Annotated in this window: 11 protein-coding genes; 6 read left to right on the forward strand and 5 right to left on the reverse strand. The window is 73.0% G+C overall.

Annotation, left to right across the window (positions count from 1 at the left end; genetic code table 11):
- Positions 1–7: 7 nt before the first annotated feature.
- From paaB to AB0472_RS43290, 3 genes are all read right to left on the reverse strand, one after another.
- Positions 8–298 carry a 1,2-phenylacetyl-CoA epoxidase subunit PaaB gene (paaB, locus tag AB0472_RS43280; RefSeq protein WP_366364920.1) on the reverse strand — a complete coding sequence of 97 codons (291 nt, stop codon included), beginning with the start codon at positions 296–298 and terminating at the stop codon, positions 8–10.
- The gene (paaA, locus tag AB0472_RS43285) at positions 295–1,266 is read right to left on the reverse strand and encodes a 1,2-phenylacetyl-CoA epoxidase subunit PaaA (RefSeq protein ID WP_366364922.1); all 972 of its coding nucleotides are present in this window, start codon (positions 1,264–1,266) and stop codon (positions 295–297) included. Before paaA ends, paaB begins: the two co-directional genes overlap by 4 nt.
- 101 nt (positions 1,267–1,367) lie before the next feature.
- Entirely contained in the window at positions 1,368–2,588 is a 1,221-nt protein-coding gene (locus AB0472_RS43290) for an acetyl-CoA C-acyltransferase (RefSeq protein WP_366364924.1), read from the reverse strand.
- A gap of 204 nt (positions 2,589–2,792) precedes the next feature.
- On the opposite strand from AB0472_RS43290, the gene paaI reads away from it, so the two are divergent.
- From paaI to AB0472_RS43305, 3 genes are read left to right on the forward strand one after another with little or no spacing between them, the layout of a single operon-like run.
- Complete coding sequence (gene paaI, locus AB0472_RS43295; protein WP_217555826.1) at positions 2,793–3,224, forward strand: hydroxyphenylacetyl-CoA thioesterase PaaI; 432 nt, start codon at positions 2,793–2,795, stop codon at positions 3,222–3,224.
- Entirely contained in the window at positions 3,221–4,567 is a 1,347-nt protein-coding gene (paaK, locus tag AB0472_RS43300; RefSeq protein ID WP_366364926.1) for a phenylacetate--CoA ligase PaaK, read from the forward strand. Before paaI ends, paaK begins: the two co-directional genes overlap by 4 nt.
- A 42-nt stretch (positions 4,568–4,609) precedes the next feature.
- Positions 4,610–5,095, forward strand: a complete 486-nt coding sequence (locus AB0472_RS43305) for a GNAT family N-acetyltransferase (protein WP_366364928.1) — start codon at positions 4,610–4,612, stop codon at positions 5,093–5,095.
- Between the two features lie 136 nt (positions 5,096–5,231).
- Here AB0472_RS43305 and AB0472_RS43310 read toward each other — a convergent pair whose 3' ends face one another.
- A complete protein-coding gene (locus tag AB0472_RS43310) occupies positions 5,232–6,296 on the reverse strand; it encodes a cellulase family glycosylhydrolase (protein ID WP_366364929.1) in 1,065 nt (354 codons plus the stop codon).
- 355 nt (positions 6,297–6,651) lie between these two features.
- Here AB0472_RS43310 and AB0472_RS43315 point away from each other — a divergent pair, with 355 nt between their 5' ends.
- A complete protein-coding gene (locus tag AB0472_RS43315) occupies positions 6,652–7,644 on the forward strand; it encodes a LacI family DNA-binding transcriptional regulator (RefSeq protein ID WP_366364943.1) in 993 nt (330 codons plus the stop codon).
- Here the strand turns inward: AB0472_RS43315 and AB0472_RS43320 are convergent.
- A complete protein-coding gene (locus tag AB0472_RS43320) occupies positions 7,610–9,184 on the reverse strand; it encodes an FAD-dependent monooxygenase (RefSeq protein WP_366364931.1) in 1,575 nt (524 codons plus the stop codon). The genes AB0472_RS43315 and AB0472_RS43320 overlap by 35 nt on opposite strands.
- A gap of 401 nt (positions 9,185–9,585) precedes the next feature.
- Here AB0472_RS43320 and AB0472_RS43325 point away from each other — a divergent pair, with 401 nt between their 5' ends.
- Both AB0472_RS43325 and gap read left to right on the forward strand, forming a co-directional pair.
- Positions 9,586–10,542: a helix-turn-helix domain-containing protein gene (locus tag AB0472_RS43325; RefSeq protein ID WP_366364933.1), complete on the forward strand. Its 957-nt coding sequence runs from the start codon at positions 9,586–9,588 to the stop codon at positions 10,540–10,542.
- A gap of 109 nt (positions 10,543–10,651) precedes the next feature.
- Positions 10,652–11,647, forward strand: a complete 996-nt coding sequence (gap, locus tag AB0472_RS43330; RefSeq protein ID WP_366364934.1) for a type I glyceraldehyde-3-phosphate dehydrogenase — start codon at positions 10,652–10,654, stop codon at positions 11,645–11,647.
- The last annotated feature ends 135 nt before the right edge of the window (positions 11,648–11,782 follow it).

An 11,782-nucleotide genomic window follows, 5' to 3' on the forward strand; every position in this document is an offset into this window, starting at 1 on the left:
CCGGCTCCTAGATGTGCGGGACATCGTCGGGGATGTCGTAGAAGGTCGGGTGCCGGTAGACCTTGTCGGCGCTGGGGTCGAAGAAGGGGTCCTTCTCGTCCCGGGTGGAGGCGGCGATGTGCTCGGAGCGCACGGCCCAGATGCTGACGCCCTCGTTGCGGCGGGTGTACAGGTCCCGGGCGTGGGTGAGGGCCATCTGGTCGTCCGCCGCGTGCAGCGAGCCGACGTGGACGTGGTTGAGGCCGCGCTTGCCGCGCACGAAGATCTCGTACAGGGGCCAGTTCCCGGTGTCGCTCATGCCACCGCCTCCTCGCGGGCGCGGGCGGCCTGCTTGGCGGCGTGGGCACCGGCGGCCGCACGCACCCAGGCGCCTTCCTCGTGGGCGGCCCGCCGGCGCTCCATGCGCTGCGCGTTGCACGGGCCGTTGCCGCTGATGACTTCCTTCAGCTCGGAGAAGTCGGGAGTGCCGAAGTCGTGGTGGCCGCGCTCCTCGTTCCAGCGCAGCTCGGGGTCGGGCAGGGTCACGCCGAGCCTGGCGGCTTGCGGCACGGTCATGTCGACGAAGCGGCGGCGCAGTTCGTCGTTGCTGTGCCGCTTGATCTTCCAGGCCATGGACTGGGCGGAGTTGGGCGAGTCGTCGTCGGGCGGCCCGAACATCATCAGGGACGGCCACCACCAGCGGTCCACGGCGTCCTGCACCATCTCCCGCTGGGCGTCGGTGCCGCGCATCATGGTCATCAGCAGTTCGTAGCCCTGCCGCTGGTGGAAGGACTCCTCCTTGCAGATCCGCACCATCGCGCGCGCGTAGGGGCCGTAGGAGCTGCGGCACAGCGGCACCTGGTTGCAGATGGCCGCGCCGTCCACGAACCAGCCGATGACGCCGACGTCCGCATAGCTCAGCGTCGGGTAGTTGAAGATCGACGAATACTTCTGCCGGCCTTCGAGGAGGCGCTCGGTGAGCTCCGCGCGGTCGATGCCCAGGGTCTCGGCGGCCGAGTAGAGGTACAGGCCGTGGCCGGCCTCGTCCTGGACCTTGGCGAACAGGATCGCCTTGCGGCGCAGCGAGGGCGCCCTGGTGATCCACTCGCCCTCCGGCTGCATGCCGATGATCTCCGAGTGCGCGTGCTGGGCGATCTGCCGGATCAGCGTCCTGCGGTAGCCCTCCGGCATCCAGTCGCGCGGCTCGATCCGCTGGTCCCGTGAGATCGTCGCCTCGAAACGGGACTCCAGATCGTGCTCGGCGTCCCTTCCGGCCGCTTCAGTCATCTCCACCCACTCCCAACCGACCATTCGTTCGGTTCATCATACGGTGCGCCCTCCCCCGTCTGGCAAGGGGCTACGCCGGGTGTCGTACGCCGGGGAGGTGCTCACACCCGCTCCACCAGGAGTGCGGCGCCCTGACCGACCCCGACGCAGAGCGTGGCGAGGCCGCGGCGGCCGTTCTCGCGTTCGAGGCGGCCGAGCAGGGTGAGCAGGATGCGGGCGCCGGAGCAGCCGAGGGGATGGCCGAGGGCGATGGCGCCGCCGTCGGCGTTGACCCTGTCCTCGTCCAGCTCGAGGCGGCGGATGACCGCGAGTGCCTGGGCGGCGAAGGCCTCGTTGAGCTCGACGGCGTCCAGGTCGGCGGTCTGCCGTCCGGCGCGGGCGAGGACCTTCTCGGTGGCGGGGACCGGGCCGAGGCCCATGAGGTTGGGCTGGACGCCGGCGGAGGCCGAGGCGATGATCCGGGCGCGCGGGGTGAGGCCGTGGCGCTCGACCGCCTCGGCGCTCGCCACCACCAGGGCGGCCGCGCCGTCGGACAGCGGCGAGGAGGAGCCCGCCGTGACGATGCCGTCCGCGCGGAAGACGGCGCGCAGGGAGCCCAGCTTCTCCAGGGTGGTGGAGGGGCGGGGACCCTCGTCCCGGGTGACCTCGCCGTCGCGTACCGGGACGGGCACGATCTCGCGGTCGAAGCGGCCCGCCTCCTGGGCGGCCACGGCCCGCTGGTGGCTGCGCAGGGCGAAGGCGTCGGAGTCGGCACGGGTGATGCCGTCGAGGGCGGCGACCTCCTCCGCGGTCTCGCCCATGGACAGCGTGACCCTGACCGTCTCGGGTCCGGCGTCCGCGGGCACCTCCCGGTCGGCGGCGGTGAAGCGCGGGTTGGTGAAGCGCCAGCCCAGGGCGGTGTCGTGCACCTGCCCGGGCTTGGCCCAGGGGGTACCGGGCTTCTCCGTCACCCAGGGCGCCCGGGTCATCGACTCCACTCCCCCGGCGACCACGAGGTCCGCCTCGCCGGCGCGGATCGCCTGGGCGGCCGAGGCGACGGCCGTGAGGCCCGAGGCGCACAGGCGGTTGACCGTGTAGCCGGGCACGGTGTGCGGCAGTCCGGCGAGCAGGACCGCCATCCGGGCCACGTCCCGGTTGTCCTCGCCCGCCTGGTTGGCGGCTCCCAGGACCACCTCGTCCACGGCTTCGCCCGGGACGCCGGAGCGCCGGACGGCCTCGGCGACGACGAGGGCGGCGAGGTCGTCCGGCCGTACGGCGGCGAGCGCGCCACCGTAGCGGCCCTGCGGGGTGCGGGCCCCGTCGATCAGGTAGACGTCGGACATCGGGCGGTCTCCTCGGCTTCGGCGTGCACGGTCCGCCACCGGCCGCCGGGCGGCGCGGCGGCCGGTGGCGAACGGGTCCCGGACGGGGTGGCGCGGGCCCTTCCGCGGCCCGCGGTCCACCTCTTGACACGCAGGTGTGTTGCTGGATTACTTGACCACGCCGCACGCTAACCGAATGTTCGGTCGGTTCACAAGGTGGTGGAAATGACGACCCAGGTACCCGGGACGACACCTGGCCCCGTCGAGACGATGTTCGCCGCGGACGAGGCGTCCAGGCGGCTCGGGATCGAGCTGCTGGAGCACGGCGAGGGGACGGCCGTGCTGCGGATGACCGTGACCGCCTCTCAGGTCAACGGGCACCGCATCGCCCACGGCGGGCACGTGTTCCTGCTGGCCGACACGGCGTTCGCCTGCGCCTGCAACAGCCACGGTCCGGTGACGGTCGCCGCCGGCGCCGACATCGACTTCGTCGCGCCCGCGTACGAGGGGGACGTGCTGGTCGCCACCGCGCGGGAGCGGGTCCGGTTCGGCCGCAGCGGTGTGTACGACGTGAGTGTCGTGCGGGGCGACGAGGTGATCGCGGAGTTCCGCGGCCGCAGTCGCACCCTCCGCACGCAGAACGAGGAGCCGCAATGAGCAGCGAAGTGATCGCGCCCGGGCCCAGGGGCACCCGCCGGGGAGAGCCGATCCCCGAGGCCCTGCTGGACGAGGCCGAGCGGATGTCCCGCGAGGAGGTCGCGGCGCTCCAGCTCACCAGGCTGCGCACGACGCTGCGGCACGCGTACGACAACGTGGAGCTGTACCGCAAGAAGTTCGACGCGGCCGGCGTCGGCCCGGACGACTGCCACACCCTTGCGGACCTCGCCCGTTTCCCCTTCACGACCAAGGCGGACCTGCGGGACACCTACCCCTTCGGCATGTTCGCGGTGCCGATGTCCGAGGTGCGGCGGGTGCACGCCTCCAGCGGTACCACCGGCCGCCCCACCGTGGTCGGCTACACCGACAACGACCTGTCCATGTGGGCGGACGTCGTCGCCCGCTCCATCCGGGCCGCCGGCGGCCGCCCGGGGCACAAGGTCCATGTCTCCTACGGCTACGGCCTGTTCACCGGCGGCCTGGGCGCCCACTACGGCGCCGAACGCGCCGGCTGCACGGTGATCCCGGCCTCCGGCGGCATGACCGCGCGCCAGGTGCAGATCATCCAGGACTTCCGGCCCGAGATCATCATGGTCACGCCGTCCTACATGCTGACCCTGCTCGACGAGTTCGAGCGCCAGGGCGTCGACCCGCGCTCCACCTCCCTGCAGGTCGGCATCTTCGGCGCGGAGCCGTGGACGGAGGAGATGCGCCGGGAGATCGAGGAGCGCCTGGACATCCACGCGGTCGACATCTACGGGCTCTCGGAGGTCATCGGCCCCGGGGTGGCGCAGGAGTGCGTGGAGACCAAGGACGGGCTGCACGTCTGGGAGGACCACTTCTACCCGGAGGTCGTGGATCCGCTGACCGACGAGGTACTGGCGGAGGGCGAGAGCGGCGAACTGGTCCTCACCTCGCTGACGAAGGAGGCGCTGCCCGTCATCCGTTACCGCACCCGCGACCTGACCCGGCTGCTGCCCGGCACCGCGCGTCCCGGTTTCCGCCGGATCGAGAAGATCACCGGGCGGTCCGACGACATGATCATCCTCCGGGGCGTCAACGTCTTCCCCAGCCAGGTGGAGGAGATCGTGCTGCGGACGCCGGGGGTGGCCCCGCACTTCCAGATCCGGATCAGCCGGCGCGACCGCATGGACCACATGACGGTCCTGGTGGAGGCCCGGCCCGACGCCGGCCCCGCCGACCGTGCGGCGGCGGCACGGACCATCGCCCAGGGCGTCAAGGACGGCGTCGGGGTCACCGTCGAGGTCGAGGTCGTCGAACCGGAGACACTGGAGCGCTCGCTCGGCAAGATCCGCCGGGTCAAGGACCTGCGCAAGCCGTAATGCGCTGGCGGGCGGACGGCCCGAGTGCCTACGGTCCTGCCCATGCCCGAACTCCAGTTGCTCCGCGCCGATCACGCCCCGGCGCTGCTCGCCTTCGAGCGGGAGAACCGCGCCTATTTCGCGGCGTCGATCCCCGATCGCGGCGACGACTACTTCGCCCGGTTCGACGAACGGCACCGCGCGCTGCTGGCCGAGCAGGAGGCCGGGATCTGCTACTTCCATGTCCTGGTCGACCCGGCCGGCGAGGTGCTGGGCCGGGTCAACCTGGTGGACGTCGCGGACGGCGCGGCCGACCTGGGGTACCGGATCGCGGAACGCGCCGCCGGGCGGGGCCTGGCCACCTGGGGCGTACGGGAGGTGTGCCGCCGCGCCGTGGACACCTACGGCCTGACAACCCTGCGAGCCGCCGCCGCCCTCGGCAACACGGCCTCCCGAACCGTCCTCACCCGGACCGGGTTCACGGTGACCGGGGAGACGCGGCTCTCCCGCGAAACGGGGCTGACGTACGTGCTCCGCCTTCAGCCCTGAGCGGTCCGCCGGAATCGCCATGACGGGCCGCGGTTCGACCGCGGCACCGTCGTGACCGGTCGCGCTGTGCCTCCCCCAGCCTCGGGCCAGGGGAACCTCCAGCGCCCCCTCCGGGGCGCGGCCGCCCCGGAACGGGTCAGTCGGTGACCGGGCTGCCGTGGCCCCAGGCCCAGGCGAGGCGGTCGGCGCCGGACTGGTTGGTGGTGGCGAGCCAGGGGCGGGAGGGGTTGCCGACGAGCTTCTGGATCGAGTACGTGTCGTCGGTGCGCAGGCCGGGCCAGTACACCGAGCCCATGCCGAGCTTGCGGAAGGTGTCGGTGTCGGCCTGGATGAAGTTGACCGAGTTGTCGTCGGGTGCGGGCCCGTCGTAGTCGAGGCCGGTGGTCATGGGGGCACCGAACTCGTCGGCGACCGTGCGGTTCGCGCAGTCGCCGAGCCGCTCCTTCAGGTCGGCCACCCACTGGTCGTAGGTGGCGTAGCTCTTCCAGAAGCCGTAGTGGTGGAGGGAGAGGTAGGTGCCCTTCAGGCGCGGGTCGGCGCAGACGGTGGTGACGTGGTCGTTGTAGCCGGCGCCGCTGACGAAGACGCGGTCGTGCGGGACGGCCGGGTAGGTCGCCAGCCACTTCGCCGCGAGGTCGGCCCACTGGGCGTCGGTGTAGCCGTGCGGCTCGTTCATCGGCTCGAAGTAGACGTGCGGGTCGTGCCGGTAGGCCTGCACGACGGTGTTCCACATCGGCCAGTAGGTGGCCTCGTCGTCGATGAAGCCGTCCTTGGCGGCGCCGGTGCCCTCCCAGTAGGACACGATCACCTTGAAGCCCTGCGCCGAGGCCGCGTCGATGACGCCCCGGTACGACTTCCAGTAGGAACCGTTCACCGTGTACGGGTTGATGGGCAGCCGCACGGTGTTGGCCCCGAGGTTGGCGCGGAACGCCGCGATCACCCGGGTCGCCTTGGCGTAGGTCCGGGTGTAGCTGTCGGAGAGCGACAGGCCGGACAGGACCACGGGGTCGTCGGCGTAGTTGTCGCGCGGGTCGGCCCAGTTGACGCCCTTGAACTGGCTGGTGCCGTGGCCCGGTGCGGCGGCGGAGGCGGCGGCCGGGCTGCCGGTGAGGGCGGTGGCACCGACCGCGGCGACCGCGACCGCGGCGAGGGCGGCACGGGTGCGGGGGGCGATCCGGGTTCTGGCGGGGGTCTTGCGCATCAACGTGCCCTTTCGGAAGACGGCGGCTCGACGCGGGGCCCGCGGGCCCGACAGTGTTCACGTAAACATCGACGCGGCATGTTCACGTGAACATCGCCTCCGCGAGGATGCCCGCGGGATCTCCGCCGGGGCTGGTCACGGAGCGATGTTTACGTAAACTCGAAAGCGTCGGAATCGTGGCACCCGCTCCTGCGGCCGTCAAGGTTCCCGGTCCCGACTTCGCGTGCATGAAGGAGATTTGAGGGGTGGGGCGATGGGCCTGAACGAGCCGGGACAGCCGGTCGCACCGGCCGGCGGCGGTGCCCGGCGGGACGGTTCCGGAGTGCCCGGCGGGCGCCGCAAGCAGCGTGTCTCCATGGCGGACGTCGCCGAACTCGCGGGTGTCTCCTCGCAGACGGTCTCGCGGGTCTCCAACGGGCATCCCGGGGTGGTCCGTTCCACCCGGGAGCAGGTGCTGGCCGCCATGCGGGAGCTCGGCTACCGGCCCAACAGCGCTGCCCGCGCCCTGCGTTACGGCCGGTTCAACACCATCGGCGTGATCCTGTTCAGCCTCTCCTCCACGGGCAGCAGCCGCACCGTCGAGGCGATCGCCACGCACGCCGCGGCCGAGGGCTACGCGATCACGCTCATGCCCATCGACGTGGCCACGCAGGACAACGTGCTGGGCGCCTTCACGCGGATGGGCGAGCTGGCGGTGGACGCCGTCATCGTCATCATGGAGATCCATCTGCTCGACACCGCCACCGTGCAACTGCCGCCCGGCGTCCACGTGGTGGTCGTGGACTCCGACGCCGGGGACCGCTACGGCGTGGTCGACACGGACCAGGCCGACGGCGCGCGCGGGGCCGTACGGCACCTGCTGGACCTGGGCCACCGCACGGTGTGGCACGTGGCGGGTCCCGAGTCCTCGTACGCCGCCCAGCGCCGTGCCCAGGCCTGGCGGACGGTGCTGGCGGAGGCGGGGTGCCCGGTCCCGGGGCTGTTGCGCGGCGACTGGTCGGCCGAGTCCGGTTACGCGGCGGGGCTCGCGCTCGCCGCGGACCCGGACTGCACGGCGGTCTTCGCGGCCAACGACCAGATGGCCCTGGGCCTGCTGCGCGCCTTCCACGAACGGGGCCGGTCCGTGCCCGCGGAGATCAGTGTGGTCGGCTTCGACGACACCCCGGACGCGGCCTTCTTCATCCCGCCCCTCACCACCGTCCACCAGGACTTCGCCGAGGTCGGCCGCCGCTGCGTGGAGGGCGTGCTGCGCCGGATCCGCACCGGCGACGACTCCCGCCCCGGCACCGACCTGGTCCCGGCCCGCCTGGTGGTCAGGGAGAGCACCGCCCCGCCGCGCACGACGTGACGGCGCTCAGGGCGTCGCGCAGGGCCGGGCCCGGCGGCGGGGGTTCGTCCCAGCGGGCGGCGATGTGGCCGTCGGGACGGACGAGGAGCGCGCCGCCGTACGGGCTCAGTCCGCACCGGTCGGCGTGGTCGCCGGGCAGCGGCTCGACACGCACCGGCCAGGGCCCGCCGACGTGCTGCCGCCAGCGGCCGGGGTCGGGGGTCAGTACGGTGAACCACTCGCCGAGCGCGTCGAGCGTGGAGCGTTGCGGGGTGAGCCAGTGGTGGGGCAGCCGGTGGCCCGGCCGCGCGGTGGGCACGTACTGGGTGGCGGGAGCCCCAAAGCGGCGGCCGGCCCCGTCGCGGAGGACCGCGGCGGAGTCGTACTCGGTGCCGAGCACCAGGCCGAGCTGCGCGAAGTACCTCTCCGACCAGGGAAGTTCGACCGGCGCCGAGGAGCCGCTGCGCAACTGCTCCTTGCGCAGTTTCTGCACCTGGAGCAGGAGGTGGGTGTTGGCGACCGCCTGGCCGAGGGTCTCGCGCGCCACCGGCAGACGCTCGGTCTCGTAGGTGTCCAGCAGGGCGGGTCCGGCCCAGCCCTGCAGCACGCCCGCCAGTTTCCAGGCCAGGTTGTGCGCGTCCGCGACGCCGGCGTTCATGCCGAGGCCGCCGATCGGCGGGACCGCGTGCGCGGCGTCTCCGGCCAGCAGGACCCGGCCCCGGCGGAGGCTCTCGGCGACGTAGGCGGTCATCGACCAGTGCTGCACGCGCACCACGTCGGCACGGACGCCGGTACCGGCGCCCAGCGCGTGCGAGACCCGGCGGGACCAGTCGGGCCGGCCGTTGCCGTCGGGGGTGGGGCCGAACCAGGCCCAGCCGCCCTCCGGGTAGAGCGGGGCGAAGGTGCCGAACGCGGTGAAGTACACCCCGGCGGGCTGGTGGGCGCACCAGGGCGCCAGGTCGGCGTCGAACACGACGGTGGTGTAGTCGCCGAGTGCTCCGGGACCGGTGGTGGCGATGCCCAGCCACTCGCGGACGGTGGAGTTGGCGCCGTCGGCTGCGACCACGTACCGGGCCCGGACGCGGGTGCGCGCACCGCGCGCGCCGTCGGCGAGCACGGCGAGGACCCCCTCCACGTCCTGCTCCAGGGCGACCAGTTCGGTGCCGAACCGCACCTCTCCCCGGGCGGCGGCGAGCAGGGTGGGTTCCAGCCGGTCCTGGGAGGTGACCACGCCGACGACCGGGCTCTCGGCGACCGCGGCGCGCACCCCGACCATCGCGGCGCCGGCGAAGTCGGGCGCGCACAGGGTGTCCCGGAAGCGCACCCGGCCGTACTCGGGTGCGAACGCGTCCGCCGTGATCCGGCCGGCGACCCCGAGCCGGCGGAAGATCTCCATGGACCGCACGTTGACCAGGCGGGAGCGCGGAAACGGGGAGAGTTCCCGGCGCTTCTCGACCAGCAGGGACCGCAGCCCCCAGCGCTCCAGCAGCGCCCGCGCGGTGAGCCCGACCGGCCCCCCGCCGACGATCAGCACCGGCACCTCCGCGTCCGCTCCAGGCATGGCTCCATCATCGGGCCCCGGCGACCGCCCGCCGCCGCCGGCCACGGGCATCCACCCGAACGGGTTCCCGCCCGCGTGGCGGGGGCGGTGGCTCGGCCGGCCGGCCGGCTGCGGATGAAGGGGGGCGGTGGGTACCCGGCACGGGACCGTGACGACCTCCGTGAACGTGCTGCTGCTCGCCCTGCTGAAGAACTCCGAGCGCCACGCGGAGCACGCCGTCCGGCGCAAGCTCGACAGCATCGCCGCCGTGCTGCTCGGCCGGCGCGAGTGCGAGCGCCCGCAGGAGGCCGCCGAGGAGCTGTGCAGGGCGATCCGGATGGAGGAGGAACTCCGACCACCCGGCCCACGGCCGGTGGGCGGGGCGCACCGGGCACGGCCCGGGTCCTCGTACCCTGTTCGATGTGCCTGCCGTCCCTCTGCATCGCGTCGCCGTCCTCGTGCTGGAGGGGGCGAAACCCCTGGACGTCGGTATCCCGGCACAGGTGTTCACGACCCGGGCGAGCATGCCGTACGAGGTCCGGGTGTGCGGTGCCGCGCCCGGTCTGGTCACCGGCGGCGACGGGCTGTCGTACCACGTCGCCGACGGTCTCGACGCGCTGGAGTGGGCGGAGATCGTGTTCGTGCCCGGGTACCGGTTCCCGGACCGGGAGGACCCGCCGCCGGCCGTCGTCGAGGCGCTGCTCGGCGCGCACCGGCGGGGCACGCGGCTCGCGGCCATCTCGACGGGGGCCTTCGCGCTGGCCGCGACCGGGCTGCTCGACGGCAGGCGCGCCACCACGCACTGGCACTACACGCGCGCCCTCGCCGAGAAGCATCCGCTGGTCAAGGTGGACGAGAACGTGCTGTTCGTCGACGAGGGCAGCGTCCTGACGTCGGCCGGTGCGGCCTCGGGGATCGACCTGTGCCTGCACATCCTCCGCGGCGACCTCGGAGTGGCCGCCGCCAACCACGCGGCCCGGCGGCTGGTGGCCGCCCCCTACCGCAGCGGCGGCCAGGCGCAGTACGTGCCGCGCAGTGTGCCCGAGCCGCTCGGTGAGCGGTTCGCCGCGACCCGCGAGTGGGCGCTGCACCGGCTCGGCGAACCGCTCGGCCTCGACGTGCTGGCCCGGCACGCGGGGGTGTCGGCGCGGACGTTCTCGCGGCGGTTCGTGGAGGACACCGGGTACACGCCGATGCAGTGGGTGATGCGCGCCCGGATCGACCTGGCCCGCGAACTCCTGGAACGGTCGGAGCGCAGCGTCGAGCAGATCGCCGGCGACGTCGGTCTGGGCACCGGGGCGAACCTGCGGCTGCACTTCCAGCGGATCCTCGGCACGACCCCGAGCGACTACCGGCGCACCTTCACCAAGGGCGAGTAGACCGCCCGGGCGACACCCTGGCGGGATCCTTTCGAACCGTGGCGTTCTCGCCGCTGTCCCGGCCGCCGACCGGCCGCGACCCTGGTGGTGTAGCGAAGGGACACCACTTATGACTCGTATCGCCGTCAACGGATTCGGCCGCATCGGACGCAACGTGCTGCGCGCCCTGCTGGAGCGGGACAGCACCCTGGAGGTCGTCGCCGTCAACGACCTCACGGAGCCGGCCGCCCTCGCGCGGCTGCTGGCCTTCGACTCCACGGCCGGCCGCCTCGGCCGCCCGGTGAGCGTCGACGGGGACGTCCTCGTCGTCGACGGCCGCCGCATCAAGGTCCTCGCGGAGCGCGAGCCGGCGCAGCTGCCGTGGGCCGAGCTCGGCGTGGACATCGTGCTGGAGTCGACCGGCCGCTTCACCTCGGCGAAGGCGGCTCGCGCCCACCTCGACGCGGGCGCCCGGAAGGTTCTCGTCAGCGCGCCGTCGGACGGTGCCGACGTGACGCTGGCGTACGGCGTGAACACCGACGTGTACGACGCGGAGCTGCACACGATCGTCTCCAACGCCTCGTGCACGACCAACGCGCTCGCGCCGCTGGCCGCGGTCCTCGACGAGCTCGCCGGGATCGAGCACGGGTTCATGACCACGGTGCACGCCTATACGCAGGAGCAGAACCTGCAGGACGGCCCGCACCGCGACCCCCGGCGCGCCCGTGCCGCCGGTGTCAACATCGTGCCGACCACGACGGGCGCCGCCAAGGCGATCGGTCTGGTGCTGCCGAACCTCGACGGGAAGCTGTCCGGCGACTCCATCCGGGTGCCGGTGCCGGTTGGCTCGATCGTCGAGCTGAACACGACCGTGTCGCGCGACGTGACGCGCGACGAGGTGCTGGCCGCGTACCGCGCGGCGGCCGAGGGGCCGCTCGCGGGCGTCCTCGAGTACTCGGAGGACCCGCTGGTCTCGTCGGACATCACGGGCAACCCCGCCTCGTCGATCTTCGACTCAGCCCTGACCCGCGTCGACGGCCGCCACGTCAAGGTGGTCGCCTGGTACGACAACGAGTGGGGCTTCTCGAACCGGGTGATCGACACGCTCGAACTGCTCGCGCGTTAAAGGGTGTCGACCGGTGCAGAGCGGCGGGGCACACGGGGGTGGGGCGGCGCGGGGGGGGGGGGGGCGGCCCCGGGGGGGGGGGGGGTTGGCGGGGGGTGGGGGGTTTTGCCGGGGGGTGCGGCGGTGTGTCCGGGG

Source organism: Streptomyces sp. NPDC086777, from assembly GCF_040702065.1.
Taxonomy (GTDB): Bacteria; Actinomycetota; Actinomycetes; order Streptomycetales; family Streptomycetaceae; genus Streptomyces.

Bases quoted from the DNA above. Each gene is read 5' to 3' on its own strand.
- paaB (WP_366364920.1), bottom strand. From the start codon at position 298: ATGAGCGACACCGGGAACTGGCCCCTGTACGAGATCTTCGTGCGCGGC.
- AB0472_RS43320 (WP_366364931.1), bottom strand. From the start codon at position 9,184: ATGCCTGGAGCGGACGCGGAGGTGCCGGTGCTGATCGTCGGCGGGGGG.
- AB0472_RS43315 (WP_366364943.1), top strand. From the start codon at position 6,652: ATGGCGGACGTCGCCGAACTCGCGGGTGTCTCCTCGCAGACGGTCTCG.
- gap (WP_366364934.1), top strand. From the start codon at position 10,652: ATGACTCGTATCGCCGTCAACGGATTCGGCCGCATCGGACGCAACGTG.
- paaA (WP_366364922.1), bottom strand. From the start codon at position 1,266: ATGACTGAAGCGGCCGGAAGGGACGCCGAGCACGATCTGGAGTCCCGT.
- AB0472_RS43310 (WP_366364929.1), bottom strand. From the start codon at position 6,296: ATGCGCAAGACCCCCGCCAGAACCCGGATCGCCCCCCGCACCCGTGCC.
- AB0472_RS43290 (WP_366364924.1), bottom strand. From the start codon at position 2,588: ATGTCCGACGTCTACCTGATCGACGGGGCCCGCACCCCGCAGGGCCGC.
- paaK (WP_366364926.1), top strand. From the start codon at position 3,221: ATGAGCAGCGAAGTGATCGCGCCCGGGCCCAGGGGCACCCGCCGGGGA.
- paaI (WP_217555826.1), top strand. From the start codon at position 2,793: ATGACGACCCAGGTACCCGGGACGACACCTGGCCCCGTCGAGACGATG.
- AB0472_RS43305 (WP_366364928.1), top strand. From the start codon at position 4,610: ATGCCCGAACTCCAGTTGCTCCGCGCCGATCACGCCCCGGCGCTGCTC.